Source organism: Streptomyces sp. ISL-99, assembly GCF_018614005.1.
Lineage (GTDB): Bacteria > Actinomycetota > Actinomycetes > Streptomycetales > Streptomycetaceae > Streptomyces > Streptomyces flavidovirens.
Genome location: NZ_JAGGPC010000082.1, coordinates 1 through 17,932, shown reverse-complemented (window position 1 = coordinate 17,932; position 17,932 = coordinate 1). Strand labels below are relative to the sequence as shown.

The window sequence follows — 17,932 nt, the reverse complement described above, 5'->3', positions numbered from 1 at the left end:
GGCCTCGAGGTTCGAACCACTACCAACCCGATCCACGAGTCACCCTCGCTCGCGCGAGGCTACGGGTTGATTCCGCAGCTGCGAGACGCACTGGCCGAGTCACCCCCGCTTGCGCGGATTGACGCCAACCGCTGCCACAGACAGGGCACCAGCCACGCCGCGAGTTCCTGCCGCCGGGAGAGGAGCCAGAGGACATCGGGTCCCCCCCGCTCGCGCGTGGGCCGATCCTGTGACAACCATCCCGACGTAGCGGCCAGCGGAAGCACCCCCACTTGCGGGGGCCCGAGGTTTGACGACCTCCAATTGTCAAGCGCGGAAGACAGTACACGCGCGGAGGCCAGCCCACGCCAGGCGCGCGGTCGGCGACTGCGCAGCGCAGCTGGCGCCTGCTTTGGTCTTTCAACACGGCGTGAACGAAGCGGAAGCCGAGTCACCCCCGCTTGCGCGGGTCCAAGGCCTGCTCGCCTGAAGCCTAGCAAGCGGGCCAGCCGGTTCTCAGTGCTTTGATCAGGTCTCGCCCGTCAACGCATGGAGCGCTCAGCCGCATCACACTTCTGCGCCGCAGCCACTGAGTCGTCTGCCGCGTCGCGACAGACCAGCAGGCCGTCACCGAAGGCGCTGAGGCATCACCCGCTCTCATGGGTGAGCGCCCCGTCGGGTGCGGCACTGGGACTGGGCGCGGGACCCGTGGGCGTGGGCGGTGACGGGACCGGCGCGGGTGCGCCGGTCCGGCGAACTCGCCGTAGCCCAGACAGAGGCGAGCGCGTCGTACTTGTCGCCGGCGTGCGCAGAGCGTGGAGCTCGCCTCATCACCTCCGGGCCAGGAAGGGGCCGGGGCTGCGCAGCGGGCGGCTAGAGCGTTGCTTCACCGTCAACGCTTCCATGACGATGTGGCCCACCTGCACGACCAGGCCTGACCTGTGGCCGCACGAGGCCACCAAGCCCCCGGCACACCTCCCCAAACGGAGACGACCAGGAGGCCTGGCACCCACTTGCACCGGTGCACATGCACGAGTCAGGCTGTCGACACCATGCGAGCCCGAGCGGAGAGCCGAAGTGCGTCGCCACGCAGCGCAGCGGGGGGATGACGTCAGAGACCGGCGGGCGCTTACTCTTTCGTGCCCTATCCGGCACGGAATCATCCGGCGCCCTTACGTCATCGAGCCGGGGCGCCGGATGGTTACGCGGCCCTCACGCCTGGAACGCCGGTTTTACGGTGTACCGGGGAGATGCTGTAGGTCGCCCACCACTTCCCGAGATCGGCCATGACCGCGTGGACGGTCGCCTCGTCGCCGGCGCTGATGTCCAGGACCACGAGGCTGGCGCGGGCTGTCAGGCACACAGGTCACGGTGTTCTTGGTTCTGATGCACCATGCTGCCGTCAGCCTCGTGAAGCTTTGGCCGATCATGGATCGGGCTGATACTAGCGTGGCGCGACCTGGCGTCTGCCCGCTTCGAGGAAGCGGTAGGGCAGCGTCCGCTGATGCTGCGAGGGTTGCGTCATGGGCGTTGCAGAGGACGGGCGGTTCGGTGGTATTGATCTGTCTCCGTGGGGGAAGTTCGATGTTGCGACGCTGACGGCGTATCCGCTGCTGTTTCACATGATCGATGCAGGGGCTGTCGCCGCCGAGCTGTGGGAGTGTTTGCTCACCACGAGTCAGCGCACGGTGATTTCAGTTGGCGTCGGGCTGCGGGACGTGGAAGCTCGTTCGCTCGTTGCTTTCCTCGCCGCCCAGCACGATATCGGCAAGCTGATCCCGCATTTCCAGTGCGGTGAGTCGTCCGCGCGTCTCCGCCTGGCGGATGACCTGTTGGCCGACATCGACCTGATGGTGCCTGTCGGTCACGGCAGGGCCTCGATGCATACGGCGCTGGGCCTGTTTGCAGAGTTGGGCTTCCCGCTGGCGGGCAATGACAGCTCGGCCGTAAGGGCTGCGCAGTGCCTGGGCGGCCATCACGGGAGATTCTTGCAAATCGACGTGGACCAGGCAGCTTCCGCCCGGTGCGTGGAAGCCACTCTGGGTGGACCCCTGTGGCAGGACTTGCGGCGCCGCTACACGCGTCTGCTGTGGCACCTGTTCGGTGTTGAGAAGGCCCCACAGTGCATGTCGGTGGAGGCCACGGTGTTGATCACCGGTCTGTGTATGGTCGCGGACCGGCTGGCCAGCCAGCGACGGTTCTGGCTGCCGAACGCCCACGTGCCCGCCTTCGGCGCCCATGAGCACTATGCCCACGCACGTAGCCAGGCGCGAGAGGAAGTGGAACGATCCGGGCTCGGCCGCATCGTACTGGACAGAGTTCCGTTCCCCGTCGCCCATCCGCGCCTTACCGCTCCGAACCCTTTGCAGGCATCAGTCCTTCAGCAGTTGCCGGCCATCGTGAAAGGGCGGGGGGGTGGCATCGCGGTGGTCACGGACGCCACAGGGGCGGGCAAGAGCGTCACCGGGCTGGAAATGGCGCGGATCTTCAACGAGCACTGCGGAACGCAGGGCCTGCTGTGGCTCTTGCCGACGACCGCCGCGGCGGATGCCGCCTACGAGCTCCTGGACCGCTACGTACGGGCTCACCGCCCGGACCGTGCTCCGGTGACGCTGGTGCACAGCCACAGCTGGCTCACTGAGGCCTACAGCGACCAGGCCCTGGCGTCGCAGGACGGATCCACCCTCGACGGCCCCCGTGAGCAGTTCGACGACCCCACTGGTCACCAGGCCGCGGTCGAGGAGGAGCAGGGGCCGGGCATCGCGGGGCCTGATCCGTGGTTGCGCGGCTGGAACAACGCTCTGCTCGCCCAGTACACGGTCGCCACCGTCGACCAGGCCCAGATGGCCGTCCTGCCGGTGCGCTACAGCGCGCTGCGCATGCTGGCGATGTCGGGCAAGACCGTGGTCATCGACGAAGCGCACGCACTGAGCCCGTTCAGCCAACTGCAGTTGTGCCGACTGCTGAACTGGCTGGGGTCCCTGCGCTGCCCGGTCGTGCTGCTTTCAGCGACGCTGCCTGCCTCGACCACCACAGAGCTGGTGCGCGCCTACCTGTCCGGGGCCGGGCACAGCAGCCGTACCCTCACCACCCGGTCCTTCGCACCTCACTATCCGGGCTGGCTGTTCGCGGACGCCGAAACCGCCACCCCCCACCGCATGGATGAAATCGCCCGAGCCGAACACGTGGCCGCACAGCGTCGCGCCGTCCGCATCAAGGCTCTTTCGGTGACATTTCGCCGACTGGGTGACCCGAGCCGGCACGTGGACGAGGGCGAGCGTCTTGCCACGATCCGCAAGGTCCTTGCGCCCGTCCTCGACGGCGAGGGCTGCGCGTCGGTGGTGTGCGCCACTGTCGCCGACGCCCAGGACACCTACCAGTACCTGCACCGCCTATGGACAGGCCCCAGCCAGGAGCTTGTGCTCCTGCACGCCCGCGCCCCCGCACACCGGCGCGAGCAAACCTTGCGCCGGCTCCGGCACCAGCTCGGTACCAGCGGTCCGCGCCCGCAGCGCTTGGTCGTGGTGACCACGAGCCTGCTCGACATGAGCCTGGACATCGACGTCGACCTCATGATCAGCGACCTGGCATCCGTGGCCAGGCTTCTGCAACGGCTGGGGCGCCTGGGCCGTTTCGCCCACCTGTGGGCGGACGATGTCGAGCGCCGTCCTACCTGGTGGAACACCGAGCAGGGGCCGTGCCTGACCGTCCTGCACCCGGTCAACACGCGCGGTGACACCGCCTTGCCGCCGGGCTGGGCCAAAGTCGAACCCGCCGCCGTGTTGCACGCCACCGCACAGATGCTCCCCTCGTTGAAGCAGCAACCACTGACGCTCCCCAATGATGTTCAGGACCTGGTCGAGCAGGTCCACGGCGCGGGTTCGGCTTTCGCCGCCGAGACCGCGCAACTGCAGCAGCTGCTGACCGGCCACCATGCCCGCACCAGTCAGGAGCAGCACTGGAGCGCAGTGCATCTGGTGCCCCCACCGCGGCGGGTGTCGTCACTGGCCGACGTGCACCGCCAGCATCTCACCGCAGCCCAGGCGGCCACGCGCCTGGGAACCCTGCCCCGCCACCTTCTGCCCTGTTACCGCACCGAAAGTGGCACCTTGACCATGGATGCCGCCGGTGAGCATCCGCTGCCCGACCAGCCGCACCTCAGCACCCGCCACGTCCGCAGCATCCTCGAACACACCCTGCCCGTCCCCGCCGCCTGGGTTGTCCGCTGCGGTCCCCACCACCAGCCCCCGGCCAGCTGGAAGCAACACGCACTGCTGACCGACATCATCCTGCTGCCGACTGATCCCGCTCACCCGAACGAGCGGCACCGTTTCGGCCAGTACTCGCTGCGCTTCGATGACGAACTGGGCCTCGTGCACCACCGGGACCAGCGTTGATCAGTCACCACGAAGACGGACGGCGATCACTTACGGCCACCGGTTGATAGTCGGACTTTCGCATCATTTGTTCGCCCGTCGAACGACGTGCTTGGCTTGATCCACGCAAAGCCGGTGCGCTCACCAGGCACCCCACATCTGCCGTCCCATAAGGACACTTGGCAGGTCCTCCCGCAGTGCCGGCCTTGGGTTCGGCCGCGCAGGATTCGCTCCTGCGGGCATGGCCGGAGCACCAGCCGTCCGCTACCGGACGTACACGGGCGAGACACCAGCGGCCGCACCAGCGTTCCTCACCTCGGCAGCCGCCCCTGCCGTCCGCATCGCCAGTTCGCAAAGGCCTCCTCATGCCCCCGTTACCATTACCCCTGTTCAGCGCCGCGGACGACCCCTGGATCGAGGTCCGCACCGGTCAGACCTACGACTCGGTAGGACTGCGAAACCTGCTGCTGCGGGCTCACACCTTCGACGACCTGGCCGTGCCCAGTCCACCCGCGGCGTCCGCGCTCCTGCGTATCGCGGCCGCCATCACCGCCCGCGTCACCGGACTCGACGACCCCGACCTCAGCGCCGCGCAGTGGACCGCACTGCGGCGCCAGCGTTTCGGTGACGGCCAATTCGACCCCGACACTGTGCACGCCTACTTCGACCGCCACCACTTCAGCGTGTTCGACCCGGTACGGCCATGGCTGCAGGACCCCGCCCTGCGCGAGCAGTGCGACCGCCCCGCCGGCATCAACGCCTTCGTCCCCGGCCGCCCCGCCGGCAACAACCTGGCCTGGTTCAGTCCCCACAACCACCACACCGCCACCCCAGTGCCCACCGCCCAAGCACTGCAGCACCTGCTCATCCACCACTTCTACGGCCGCGCGGGCGCCGGCACCCCCCGCACCGTCGGCGCCACGACCAGCAAGTACCTCTCCAGCGGACCGCTACGGGCAACCGTCTCCTTCCACCCGCTCGGCCGCACCCTGCACGAAACACTCCTTGCCGGCCTGCCCAAGTACCTCGGCGACGAACAACTGCTGCCCGACGCGAGCCCGTGGGAGGACCTCGATCCGGTCGATCCGCTCGCCGCACCCCACCCGGTCACCTGGCCGGGGCGTCTGCTGACCGGCCGCTCCCGGCACGCGGTACTCCTGCTGCCCGGCCCTGACGGCACCACCGTCAGCGACGCCTATCTCACCTGGTCAACGCAGCACCCCAAACTCGAAGCCACCGACCCTTACCTCGCCTACCACATCGATGCCGACAAGCCCGTCGAGCGGCGCCGAACCGTCCGCCGAGCGGACGCCGACCGTGCCTGGTGGCGCGAACTGGACACCCTGCTGCTCGCCCCCGACGAACACAGCACCCAGCGCCGACCCGAGATCTTCGACACCCTCAACGACCTGCCCTCACCCCTGCGCAGCACCTTGCGCATCCGCGTCCATGGCTTCGATCAGGACCCCAAGACCATCGACCGGCAGTGGTACACCGCCCGCACCCCGCCCCTGCTGAACTGGACACAAGAACACGATCCTGCCCGCGCGCAGCGCATCGCCGACTGCTGTCAAGCCGCCGAACACATCGCCAAGCGGCTGACTACCGTCGCCAACAGGGCCTGGGCCGAGACGACCACACCCCGCCCCGGAGGCGAAACACCTCCCAAGGTGCGCAAAGGCAAGGACTGCGCGTGGACCCACAAGGCCCGCGCCAAGTACTGGCCACTGGCAGAAGCCGTCTTCTGGAGTCTGCTGGACGAACCCGACACCCCCGCCTCCACGGCGTTCGCCAAAGCCGCCGCGACCGCGCTACGCGAGGCCACCGCAACCGCCCGGGCCCGCCACAAAGCAGCCGCCCGCGCGATCGCCACAGCGGTCAACGACCTTTTCGGCCACCTGAGCCCGTCCCGGAAGAGCACCTGATGCCCACCACGGCCGAACACCGCCTGGCGTACGACATGTACATCGCCTACGTACACGACCTGTGCACCAACCCCGGCATCCGCACCGCCCTGGGCAAAGGACGCGGACGCCCCGTCGAGGAATGCGCCCTCCTGGACCGGTTCCTGACACGGAGCACCGCCGGACGCCCTGCCCGGCGCGCCTACTACACCACCGCCAGCCTCATCGCTCTGGCCGGCCCTCAAGCCCACACCATCGGCGTGCGCCCCGCCACCGAAGACCCCACAAGCACCACCTCCGCCGGTCTTGTGCCCGACGACATCGCTCAGCCACGGACTTCCACCGCCACCGCCACCGCCGCCGGGCCGGCCACCGCCCAAGCAGGTGACGTCGCGGCCGCTTGGTACCGGCGTCCCAACCTCGGTGCCACCCTGGCCAGCGCCGTACGGCGCGCCGGATACAACGAAGAGCGAACCGACGACCACCTGCACGTGCTGACGCGTCTGGGTGACGACCAGCTGCACCGCCGCCTTCCCTCCCATGTCGCACGGATGCTGGGCGACGGCCTGACACCCGACTGGGCTGTCCTGCTCAGCGACCTCATCCAACGCACCTACGACCCCGCCCCGGTCGGCCTGCGCTGGCGTGACGCCTTCTACCTCACCCTCAAAAACCCCGACCACATGCGTGCCGTCAACAAAACCCTCCCGACCTGGGGGCCACCGCCCCCTGAAACGCGAGCCCGGTGACGCAAAGCGCCCGCCACCACCAGCGGACGTTCGCCCTGCCTCACAAAGCCGCCTTGGCCCGCCCACTGTCTCCCGCACATCAGACAAGGACTCTGCATGCCTGTGCCCGCCCGCTTTCTCGACCTGCACGTCCTTCAGCCGGTGACCGCCGCCAATGCGAACCGAGACGAGAACAACGAACCGAAGACCATCCAGTTCGGCAACGTGATGCGCGCCTTCATCTCCAGCCAGGCGTGGAAGCGGCCCCTGCGGCTCGACGTCGAACGGGAACTGGACGAACCCGCGGCCCGCACGCGCATGCTCCCTGTCGTCATCGCTGAACGCCTTCGTCGCCAGGGATGGTCCGACGAGCTCGCCGCGTTCACGGCAGCGCAGATCGTCCTGTCGGCCAAGAAGGACGGGCTGAAGCACAACGCAAACGAGAACCACCGCACCCAGGCCATGCTCTACATGCCCCAAGAGGTCACCGAGGACCTGATCACCCTGTGCGAGAAGCACCGGGGTGAACTAGAGGAGGCACTCGCCGAACACCGCACCTCGAAGAAGCAGACCCCGCCACCTGTCCTGCCGGCCAAGGACATCGCCGCCCAACTGACCCGCCGCACCGCGAGCATCAATCTCTTCGGCCGGATGCTCGCGGAACTGCCCACCGGTCATGTCGAAGCAGCCGTGCAAATGTCCCCAGCGTTCACCGTCCACCGAAGCGATCTGCAGCCAGACTTCTTCACGACCGTCGAGGACTGGCCCCAGCCCGGCGACAACGGCAGCGCCCACCTGCAGACCGCGTTCCTGACGGCAGGCGTTTTCTACCGCTTCGCCACGCTGAACATCACAGACCTGCAACGCAACCTCGGCGGGAATGCTCCCGCCCACACGATCAAGGATCTGATCGAACTCTTCACCTGGCACTTCATCATGAGCATGCCGCAAGGGAAGAAGACCGCCACCGCCCCGCACACCATCCCCGACCTCGTCCACTACGCCGTACGCGACAGCCGCCCCATCTCCTACGGCGCCGCCTTCGAACAACCGGTCAAAGCCGCACCCGGCGGTGGCCACATCGCCCCCGCCCGCCAGGCCCTCACCGACTACGCGACCGCCATCAACCGCCTGGTGGGAACCCGCCGCCGCATCGCCCACGGCCACGCCGGCGCCCACCACAAGCCCATCACCGAACTGGGCGCTCACCACCAGTCCTTCGACGACCTCGCCGCAGCCTGCGCCGCCGGGGCCCTCACCCCGCGGGACGACCAGTGACCGGGCTCGTCCTGCGCCTGGCCGGCCTACAGCAGTCCTGGGGGGAGCGCGGAGTCTTCCACCACCGCGACACCACCGCCTTCCCCACCCGCTCCGCCCTGATCGGCATGTTCGCCGCCGCCCAGGGCCGATCCCGCGAAGAAGCACTCACCCCCTACCAGCAGCTGCCCGGAACACCCAGCCACAAGGACCTGACCTTCACCATCCGCATCGACACCCCCGGCACTCTCCACCGCGACTTCCACACCGTCGGAGGAGGCCACCCTCCCGAACGGCGCCTTCGCACCGGTGACGGCGGGCAGCGGTCACCAGTGCGCTCCACTCTCGTATCCCACCGCGACTACCTCACCGGCGCCGTCTTCACTCTCGCCGTCGAAGGCCCTGACGCCCTCATCGACCACATCGCCAGCACACTGACCCGACCACGCTTCGCGCCCTACCTCGGCCGCCGCTCCTGCCTGCCCGACGAACCCCTCGTCGTCAGCGCCCACAGCACCGACCCCGTCACCGAACTACGCGAGCGCATTCCCCTGACGCTGGCCGCGCCCCCCCGCGACAGCAGCACGCACCTGCCCGTCAGATTCGTCTGGGAAAGGCCCCCTCCCACGGCCGCCAACGTCGACCCAGACCGGGAAAGCACCAGTGAACCGGTCGATCTCACCAGTGCGGCACGCCGCCACCTGCCCCGCCCGCTGTGGCTGACCACTGAACGACTGCGCACCTCCCTGTACGCGGGCGCCCGGCCCATCGACGCCCTCTCCGCCTACATGCTTCAAGGCTGCCCATGACCCACCCCACGCTGACCCGCATCGCGCTCAACCCGCACCACAAGGCCGTGCGCACCGATCTCGCCGACGCCGTCAGCCTCCACAAGACCCTGATGCGCCTGGTCCCCGACGGGCTCGGCCCCAGCCCCAGGGCCGCAGCAGGACTCCTGTTCCGCCTGGAGCAAGGATGCGACCCCGTCCTCCTCATCCAGACTTCCCACCGCCCCGTCCTCACGCGCCTCCCCACGCACTACGGCATCGCACAGTCCCGCGATCTCGCCCCCCTTCTCCAAGCCCTCACCACCGGCCTGGCCGTGCGCTACCGCATCACCGCGGCCCCCACCGCCGCACTGTCAGCCACCGCCGTACCCCACCCAGAAACCGGCCGACGGCGCGGCAAGATCACCGCCCTCACCGGCGACGACGCCATCGCATGGTGGCAGCGCCGCGCCGCCACCGCGGGCCTCGACATCCTCACCGTCGCGACGGCCGACCGCCCCTTCAACCGCAAAGACCGCAGCCGCCCCGGCCCCTACGACGCCCTCATGCAATTCGACGGCACCGCACGCGTCACCGACCCCCACCAACTCAGAACATCCCTGCACAGCGGCATCGGCCGAGCGAAACCCTACGGAGCCGGCCTCCTGTCGCTCGCACCCGCCTGACCCCAACCGAAAGACCGCACCATGCAACCAGGCACGGACCTGACCGCCCTGCGCGCCACCGCCGTCCGCCGACTTCTCAAGCTCGAACAGGACAAAGCACTCACCCGCACCCGGATCACCGGTGTCGCCGACGCCTTCGGCGTCGACCCCCGGACCGTCGACCGCTGGCTGAACAACGCCCGCGCCAACAACGGCACCTACATCCCCACAATTCGCCAACGTTTCGAACTCGCCCCCCACATGCTCGACGCGGTAGCGCGCTGGCGAGGCAACGCCACCGCCGCCTGGCGCGAACTTCAAGCCGACCACCAACCCGACCAACCCCCTATGCCGACCTTGGCAACCTTCCACCGCGCCGTAAACCGAGCCCTCACACCCGGTCTGCGCGCCGGCCTGCGCAAGGGCGAGAACGCCCGCCGCGCCTACGACGTCGCCGGAAAACGCAAACGGCATCACCGCAACTACGCCTGGGAGACCGACCACGTCGAAGCCAGCGTCAAGGTCAGGATCGACGGCCACATCCGCAAACCGTGGATCACCTTCTTCGTCGACTGCGCCACCAGCGCCATCTGCGGCCTGGCCATCACCCCGCAGCGCCCCAGCCGAGAAGCGGTCCTCGTCGCCATCCGCGACGCCGTCCTCATCGACGAACACCACGGCCCCTTCGGCGGCATCCCCGACCGCGTCCGCGTCGACGGGGGCAAGGAATTCCTGTGCGCCACGGTCGGCGAAGCACTCGGCACCCTAGGCACCGAACTCATCGTCCTGCCCCCGTTCACCCCTGAAGGAAAGCCCAACGTCGAAGCCGTCAACGGCGCCATCAAGAAGACTCTCTTCGCCGGCATGCCCGGTTACACCCACGCCCCCACCTTTCAAGGCGGTAAGCCCGTCGACCCCGGCCAGCCTCTGCTCCACTTCGAAGCTTTCGTCGCTCTCATCCGAGACTGGGTCCGCTGGTGGAACCACGAGAACACCATCAAAGCCCTCAACGGCCAGGCCCCCATCGAGGCATGGAACGCCGACCCAGCCCTCCTCGAAACCGTCAGCGCTGATGACCTGCACACCTACACCCTCGAACGGCACGGCAACCCGCTCACCATCAACAACACCGGGGTGCGCTGGCGAAAGGCCGACTACATCGCTGACTGGATGCACGGATTCGTCGGCGAAAAGGTCAACCTGCGCTACCTACCCCACCACGACCACCGCGTCGAGCTCTACGACCCGCAATCAGGCCACCACCTCGGCTCCGCCTTCATGGCCAACCAAGCAACCCCCCAGCAAATCCGTGACCTCAAACGCGCCCAGCGCCGCGAAGCCGACCGCCTGCGCACCCAACTCAAGAAGGCAGAGAAGAACCGCCGCATCCGCTACGCCGCCACAACCGAGCCCCAACCCCCCACCCCACTCGTGGCACTGCCCGAAGACCAAGCCCTGCAGCATCTGCGCGACCTCGACGCCTTCGATCTGCGCACCGAAGCCCTACCCGACTTCATCCCCCTGCCGCCCGCAGAGGACTTGACCTACCCCATCGGCACCACGCCCCACGACCCCGACAGGCGCACCGACTCCAACCAGGATCCGACATGACCAACCACACCCCGCCCCGCCGCCCCAGCCAACTGCCCCCGCCCAACAAGGATCACTTCCTCGGCCTCACCGGCGCCAACGCCGTGGGCACCAAAGCCGTCGCCGAGACCGAAGACCGCATCAGAAAGGTCATCAAGTACAACGCCATGGCTTGCATCCACGGCAACGTCGGCCTCGGGAAAACCTTCGCAGTCCACACCGTCCTACGTCGCTATGCCCCCAACGCAACGCTGCGCCTGCGATTTCGCCAGTCACCCAACATGAGCGAACTCCGAGGGGCTCTCTGGCGTGCTCTGGACCTATCCGGCGAACCGTCCCAGTCGGCAGATCTGTGCGGACTGCACATCAAGGAGGCGCTTGAGCAGCAGCCCGGACGTGTCCTGCTCTTTGACGAGGCCCAGTGGCTGGGCAAGACGGCCCTCGAATACATCCGCGACCTGTGGGGCGACGATGCGCAGCGAGCCACTGTCATCTTCGTCGGCACCGGCAACACCCGTCAGAAGATCTTCAGTTGCCCGGCCCTGCATTCCCGGATCTTTGAGTGGTACCAGTTTAAACCCCTGGCGCCTGGTGAGGTACTGGCCGCCATCCCTGCCTATCACCCCATCTGGGCTGACGCCGACCGCGAGCTGATCCTCTACACCGACGATTACGCCGGCCATGGCTCCTTCCGGAACTGGGCCAACCTCACCCTTCACCTCCACGACGCCCTCGAGGAAAACCCCCAGCTCACCCTGACCAAAGACCTCGTGCGCTGGGCATTCAGCCGCCTTGACCCGACCACCCGCCGCATCCCGACGCACAGCTGAACACACACCGGGCCTGCCCCCAAAGGGATGGCCACTGCGGAGTTGTCTCGAGCTGGCTCTGACGCAGCCCGCACCCAACCCCAAGCTGACTTCAGCGCGGGTTCGATGTCTGCGAGTACTGAATAACGACCACCGGTCACGCGTAACCATCGCGCTCTTATCGTCTCCTTCGTCAGTGCACGCGGGTATCCGTCAGGAGTTCGATTTCCACCTAAGGTGGCACTGCTTGTGGCTGAGAAGGGCACCTACCTTACTGGTTCGCTCGCACGCCGCATAAGTAACAGAAGAAGCGATGACCTCACCAATCACACTGGGAACATCAAGTCGTGGCGTAAAGAAGGCCCCAGCGAGGCTCGCGTCCTTCGTGTTCTCAGATTTCTCTCCCGGAACGCCAATGAAGCGTGACCCTGTTGCCCATGCGACTTCTTGCTATGCGGTGGCTCCTTGATCCCATCACCAGTTGGCGGGCTCTGCGGATGTCAGCAGCCGCCCGGGGCCAGGTCTCCTTCGACGTAGCCTGGCGCCAAGCCAGAGTGCAGCGCTTCCCGGACGAAACCCCGTATCAACAGAATGGTCATTCGTCTCCCACCGCACCAAAATACCGACAGAGCGACGTGCGCTGACCGGCCAGCACTAGGCCTAACTCCCGGCTAATTAAAGCCGAATGAACCGAGGCGGGTGAAAGGGGAGGCTTCCGGCCACCTTTCCAGAAGGCATCTTCTCTTGCCATCACGTCGGTGAGAATCTCGGATGTCGTTTGTCGTGCCAACGGGGAGCAAAACGTGCCGGACGCCACCGAGATTGCCGTGATCAGTTCTGTCCTGCCTGCCACGCTGACCTTCATCTACCAACGCGCGGAAAGGCTTCTGAGCCGTCGGGGGAGCGAACCGGAGACAGAGCTTTCCTTGCCGGACAGTCTGGTGGGAGACCTGCAGCTACCGCTGCAGCCCGACACGGATCAGTTACTGACACGTCGCGGGGAGCTCGAACAGTTGCGAGACGCTCTCGCCGTCTACGCCCAGGGCGACGCTCCAGTCCGACCCAGAGACCAGGCGCTCCTGCGCAACCTGAACCGGCTCCGCAGGGCTCTGGAAGAGATCTACTGCCAGCGTCTCACCTTCGAAGGTGAGGACCGGCCCGCCTCAGGGCCGTTCGTACAGCAGCGTCTCAAAGAGGTGTCCGGGGAAGTGACAGGCATGGATGCCGACGAGATCGACGGGACCGCCCGCCTGGTCCAGGACGTGGATCGTGTCGCCCACGGCGGAAAGGTAACCGGCATGAAAGCCCGCCGAATCGGACGCTGACAGACCCCTCCAGCCTGCGTACTTTCGACCGAAGGGCCGAGTGTTGACTCTGCGCGAAACAGCCGGTCCGCTTCCCACTGCCGTGCCCTCCGAACCGGTCGCCGACGCTGCGCCGGAGCAAGAACCCTCAGTGGAAGCCGCCGAGCGAATGCCGCACGAAGCAGTACAGCCGCCAGGCGGTGGAAACATCGCGGGACAGTACGAGGCGGAGGTTGCACCGGTGCCGGCAGAGACAGCAGACGAACTCAGCCGTGCGCCGGCCGCTTCTCTACAGCCACACGCCGACCCGCCACGAACCGATGAGGCGCCTAATCAAGAACAACTCTCGGCTGCGCCGTTCAACCATGCAGACGACGATGAAGACACATCCATCGTCCAGAAGGTCACTCACAACCACGGGACCGTCGTCGGAGTCCAGAACATCAGCGAGATCCAGCGCCTGCGCGGAACACCGCTGCCCAAGGACTGGATCGACGAGCGTCTGCGCACCTACGTATCTCGCGATGACACCACCTCGGCCCTCCGCGCCCTGCTCACCGAACACCGCATCGCCGTAGTACACGCCGCCCCCGGGACTGGCCGCTACACCACAGCCCTGTACGCGCTGACCCATCGCGGCGTGGCATCCATCCGCCAGGTCCGCCGAGAACCCAACGACCCGTTCGATGTCGAGGGCCTCAAGGACGAGGAGACCGGCTGGATCCTGGATCTGCGAGACGGGGAAGAGACGCTGCGCGCCGGGTTCGGTCTGGGGCTGCGAGATGGGGTCGCTCATCTGCGGGAGACCCGCTCGTTTCTCGTCGTCGTCACCCGCACCGACGCCTGGGCGAACGTCGCCGGCGAGGCCGCTCAGCTGGCCCACCGCCTCACACCTCCGGCAGCACCCGACGTGCTACGGGCCCACCTGACACACGGCCATCCACCCATCAGACCAGAACGATGGCTCAGTCGTGAAGAGATCACTGATCCCGTCAAGGCCGGCACACCGCGTGATGCCGCCGCATGGGCCAGGATCATTCGCTCCGCCGAGGAGCTGAGCACGGAGGCGGCCTTCGCCACCACGGCGGATGCGCACTTCGACGAACTGGTCAGCTCTGTCGTTCAGTCCGCGCAGGACTGGCGCATCCACCTGCGCACGTGGCACATCAACCACCCGGTCAGCGCCCATCGCAACTACCTGCTCGCCGCCGCCGCTCTCGATGGCGCACCCGCCGAAACCGTCTACGAAGCCGCGTCCACGCTCAGCAAAGCACTCAAGGATCAGGCGCGACCCAGCAAGGGCCAACAGGGCCCAGGGATTGTCGAGCTCACCCACGAGATCGGCGCCGAACTGGGCAGCGACGACCGAGTCCGCTTCCTCCGCCCCGGCTACGCGGAAGCTGTCGTCGACTACTTCTGGGTCGACCGCCCCCGCCACATCGCCGCCTTCACCCGATGGACCGCCGAGCAAGCCGCCACCCAGCCCCAGGACATCGGCCAGCCCCTGGCAGAGCGAGTCACCCAATGGGCCACGCGCTACACCACCACCAAGCAGAATGCGAAACTGCTGCGGACCATCGCCTCTCATTGGGCTCGCAAGCTGCCCCAACATGCCCGCGACCTACTCGTCGCAGCTGCAGTGGACCCCACCACCGGCAAGCTCGCACGCGCCCATTACCTCACCTGGGCCAAGGCCGCCGACACGGACGACCCCACCGACTCCACCAACACACCCACCCACCTCAAACAAGTACTGGCGGGTGCCCTGGCCGAACTCGGATCCGTATACCCGCGACTTGTACTCAAGCGTCTGTCCGAACTCGCCACCCACACCGACGACCGGGCAGTCGCCGACGCCGTGGGAGACGCTCTAACCAGCCTGTGGGATCAACCGCGCCTTGAAGAGGTCATCCGCACCACGTTGACCTCCTGGTTCGCCACCGCGCAGAGACACCACAACGACGCTGCGCGCCGTGCCTTCCTCCACCTCGCAGGCAGAACCACACCGCACGGCATTCCCCTCCTTCTGACAGCCGCAGGCGAAGAACCCGACCCCTTCACCCTGGCTGGGTGGCGCTGCGTCCTCGACGACACGACCAGCCACCCTCACCTGCAAGCTGCCTTCGACACCTGGATGGACAGCACGCTTGCCCACCCTGACATCGCGCCCGCCGTGATGCAGACGTTCACCGAGGCTGTCTTCCGCTCCGCGACCGACCGCACCTACCTCGCCCAACGCTTCCTCCTGCTCAGTCACGCCGCCAACGGCTGGGAGCCCGCCCAAGCAGGCCAGCCGCCCACCGAACGCACCCGCCTGCACGACCAACTATTGATTGCCCTACACGCAGCCGACCCCGCGGCCCCTGCCCGCCTGCGCCATGCCCCGCCTGCGCCGTAGGACAACCGGCCCATGGCCCACCCCCAGGGCCGGGACCCTCGACGTCACCTGCCCCGCACCCAGCATCACCCCCGGCTACCACTTCACACTCCACCTCACCGGCGCCTGGGAAGAACTCCCTGCCTCCAAACCGCACCACGCCCCCCGCGCCGCCGCCACCAACCACGCCCTCACCCTCGCCCGCAACATCACCGCCTCCCACCAACTCACCGACACAGTGCCTGCCGCCGCCCGAATCAACACCCTTCTCGGCCAGCCCACCGAGATCCCGCTCCTGCCGATCAGACTCACCTGGGCGCAAGTCCACCTCACAGCGGAACCCGAAGCCCTCTACGCCGTCACCAGCCAGCAACGCCGCCTCCACGACCAAGAACTCCAACGAACCCAACAACAGCGACGACTCGACGAGGCACACGCCCTGCGCGATACGCTCGTCGCAGACCCGTCCCTGGCCTTGGCCTACTGGTTCGCCACCTGCCCGGAGACCATCGACCAGGAAACCCTCTCCCGCGTCGAACGACTCATCACCACAGCCGCCACCTATGCCCCCCAGGGACATTGGGTACAACTGGCCCGCCTGCTCACAGACTTCACCGCACGCCTACCGGACAACGCTAAAACGCACCTCGTCGGCACGCTGGCTACCCTCGCCGACCGCTACGGCCACGCCGACATTGCGGCTGGCATGCGTTCACTGCGCGCAACGCAGCCGAGCAGAGAGTCCGACCCGCCCGATAAGCCAACTGCATGACCGTCCAGAAGGGCGACGTGCAGAGCAGCGACGCGGCACGGGAGGAACTGCGTCCTTCCCACCCTGGGCAGGACTGGGTTGCGAGAGCCGTTCATCGTCGGCTCGCTCTTCTACCTCTGCTGTGGCTGGGTCAGCGAGGTCAGGGGCGGCCGAGTGTGCGGATGGTCCAGTCGGCTTCGCGCCAGCGGTCGGCATCGAGGGTGCCGCGGCCGTCGATGACCTTCCGGCTGGTGACCCGGGTGGCGAGCTGGTGGGGGTCGGTGTGGCTGTACTGCGGCCATTCGGTCAGGTGCAGCAGCAGGTCGGCGTCCTGAAGGGCCGTGATCGGGTCGTCGATGTAACCCAGTTCGGGGTGCAGTTTGCGGGCGTTGTCGAGGGCTTTGGGGTCGGTGACGGTTACGGTGGCGCCGAGTTCGTGGAGTTTCTGGGCGACGGCGAGGGCGGGTGAGTCGCGGATGTCGTCGGTGTTCGGTTTGAAGGCGGCGCCCCAGATGGTGATGCGCTTGCCGGCGAGGTTGCCGTCGAGCTGTTGGCGGGCGAGATCGACCATGCGTTCGCGACGTCGGTTGTTGATTGCGTCGACCTCGCGGAGGATCGTCAAGGCTTGGTCGACGCCGAGTTCACCGGCGCGGGCCATGAAGCCGCGGATGTCCTTGGGCAGGCAGCCGCCGCCGAAGCCAAGGCCGGGCCGCATGCCCCGGCGGCCGATGCGGACGTCGTGGCCGAGGATGTCGGCGAGCTGGCCGACGTCTGCGCCGGAGGCTTCGCAGACCTCGGCGATGGCGTTGATGAAGGAGATCTTCGTGGCGAGGAAGGCGTTCGCGGACGCCTTGGCGAGCTCGGCGGTGGCCCAGTCGGTGGCGATCGTCGGCGTCCCGGACTCGATGATCTTCCCGTAGCACTGCCGCAGTACGGCTTCGGCCCAGGAGTGCTCGGTCTCGAAGCCGAGGACGAGCCGGTCGGGGCGGAGGGTGTCCTCGATGGCGAACGACTCGCGCAGGAATTCCGGGTTCCAGGCGACCTCGATGGCTTCGGCTGCGGGCGCGAATTCGTGCAGCAGGTCGCGGACGCGGGGTGCGGTGCCGACCGGGACAGTCGACTTCACCGCGACCACGGCCGGGCCCTTCAGGCGGGGTGCGAGCTGGCGGACGGCGGAGAAGAGGTGGCTGAGGTCGTAGGCGTGTTCGCCGGGCTGCTGCGGGGTGCCGACCCCGATGAAGTGCAGATCGGCGAAGGCGGCGGCCTCCGCGTAGGAGGCAGTGAACTTAAGGCGCCCCGAGGCGGTGTGGCGGGCGAGCATCTCGTCGAGGTCCCGCTCGTGGAAGGGGGCCTTGCCGGAGTTGAGGACGGCGACCTTGTCCATGTCGGTGTCCATGCCGAGAACGTCGTGGCCGAGTTCGGCCA

At 67.4% G+C, this 17,932-nt stretch carries 13 protein-coding genes; 11 read left to right on the top strand and 2 right to left on the bottom strand.

The window, feature by feature from the left end; translation table 11 throughout:
* Nucleotides 1-1,180: 1,180 nt before the first annotated feature.
* Nucleotides 1,181-1,315: a DUF6207 family protein gene (locus tag J7E91_RS36540; protein ID WP_308377538.1), complete on the bottom strand. Its 135-nt coding sequence runs from the start codon at nt 1,313-1,315 to the stop codon at nt 1,181-1,183.
* A 187-nt stretch (nt 1,316-1,502) separates the two neighbouring features.
* On the opposite strand from J7E91_RS36540, the gene cas3 reads away from it, so the two are divergent.
* The 11 genes from cas3 to J7E91_RS33425 all read left to right on the top strand — a co-directional run bounded on the left by cas3 (nt 1,503) and on the right by J7E91_RS33425 (nt 16,528).
* Entirely contained in the window at nt 1,503-4,376 is a 2,874-nt protein-coding gene (cas3, locus tag J7E91_RS33475; RefSeq protein WP_214910862.1) for a CRISPR-associated helicase Cas3', read from the top strand.
* Between the two features lie 344 nt (nt 4,377-4,720).
* A complete protein-coding gene (casA, locus tag J7E91_RS33470) occupies nt 4,721-6,280 on the top strand; it encodes a type I-E CRISPR-associated protein Cse1/CasA (protein WP_214910860.1) in 1,560 nt (519 codons plus the stop codon).
* On the top strand, nt 6,280-7,008 hold the full coding sequence (locus J7E91_RS33465; protein WP_214910858.1) for a type I-E CRISPR-associated protein Cse2/CasB: 729 nt from the start codon (nt 6,280-6,282) through the stop codon (nt 7,006-7,008). The genes casA and J7E91_RS33465 overlap by 1 nt, the downstream gene beginning before the upstream one ends.
* Before the next feature lie 96 nt (nt 7,009-7,104).
* Nucleotides 7,105-8,265 (top strand): type I-E CRISPR-associated protein Cas7/Cse4/CasC, encoded by a 1,161-nt coding sequence (gene cas7e / locus J7E91_RS33460; protein ID WP_214910856.1) that lies wholly within the window; start codon nt 7,105-7,107, stop codon nt 8,263-8,265.
* On the top strand, nt 8,262-9,053 hold the full coding sequence (cas5e, locus tag J7E91_RS33455; RefSeq protein ID WP_214910854.1) for a type I-E CRISPR-associated protein Cas5/CasD: 792 nt from the start codon (nt 8,262-8,264) through the stop codon (nt 9,051-9,053). The genes cas7e and cas5e overlap by 4 nt, the downstream gene beginning before the upstream one ends.
* Nucleotides 9,050-9,697 carry a type I-E CRISPR-associated protein Cas6/Cse3/CasE gene (cas6e, locus tag J7E91_RS33450; protein ID WP_214910852.1) on the top strand — a complete coding sequence of 216 codons (648 nt, stop codon included), beginning with the start codon at nt 9,050-9,052 and terminating at the stop codon, nt 9,695-9,697. Before cas5e ends, cas6e begins: the two co-directional genes overlap by 4 nt.
* 21 nt (nt 9,698-9,718) lie before the next feature.
* Nucleotides 9,719-11,287, top strand: a complete 1,569-nt coding sequence (locus tag J7E91_RS33445) for a Mu transposase C-terminal domain-containing protein (protein ID WP_214910850.1) — start codon at nt 9,719-9,721, stop codon at nt 11,285-11,287.
* On the top strand, nt 11,284-12,096 hold the full coding sequence (locus J7E91_RS33440) for an ATP-binding protein (RefSeq protein WP_214910848.1): 813 nt from the start codon (nt 11,284-11,286) through the stop codon (nt 12,094-12,096). Before J7E91_RS33445 ends, J7E91_RS33440 begins: the two co-directional genes overlap by 4 nt.
* A 782-nt stretch (nt 12,097-12,878) precedes the next feature.
* On the top strand, nt 12,879-13,400 hold the full coding sequence (locus tag J7E91_RS33435) for a hypothetical protein (RefSeq protein ID WP_214910846.1): 522 nt from the start codon (nt 12,879-12,881) through the stop codon (nt 13,398-13,400).
* A gap of 130 nt (nt 13,401-13,530) precedes the next feature.
* Nucleotides 13,531-15,777, top strand: coding sequence for a hypothetical protein (locus tag J7E91_RS33430; protein ID WP_308377537.1), 2,247 nt, complete (start codon nt 13,531-13,533; stop codon nt 15,775-15,777).
* Nucleotides 15,758-16,528: a hypothetical protein gene (locus J7E91_RS33425; protein WP_214910844.1), complete on the top strand. Its 771-nt coding sequence runs from the start codon at nt 15,758-15,760 to the stop codon at nt 16,526-16,528. The genes J7E91_RS33430 and J7E91_RS33425 overlap by 20 nt, the downstream gene beginning before the upstream one ends.
* Nucleotides 16,529-16,667: 139 nt before the next feature.
* Here J7E91_RS33425 and J7E91_RS33420 read toward each other — a convergent pair.
* Nucleotides 16,668-17,932 (bottom strand): UDP-glucose/GDP-mannose dehydrogenase family protein (locus J7E91_RS33420; protein ID WP_214910842.1); only part of this gene is annotated, 1,265 nt, incomplete at its 5' end.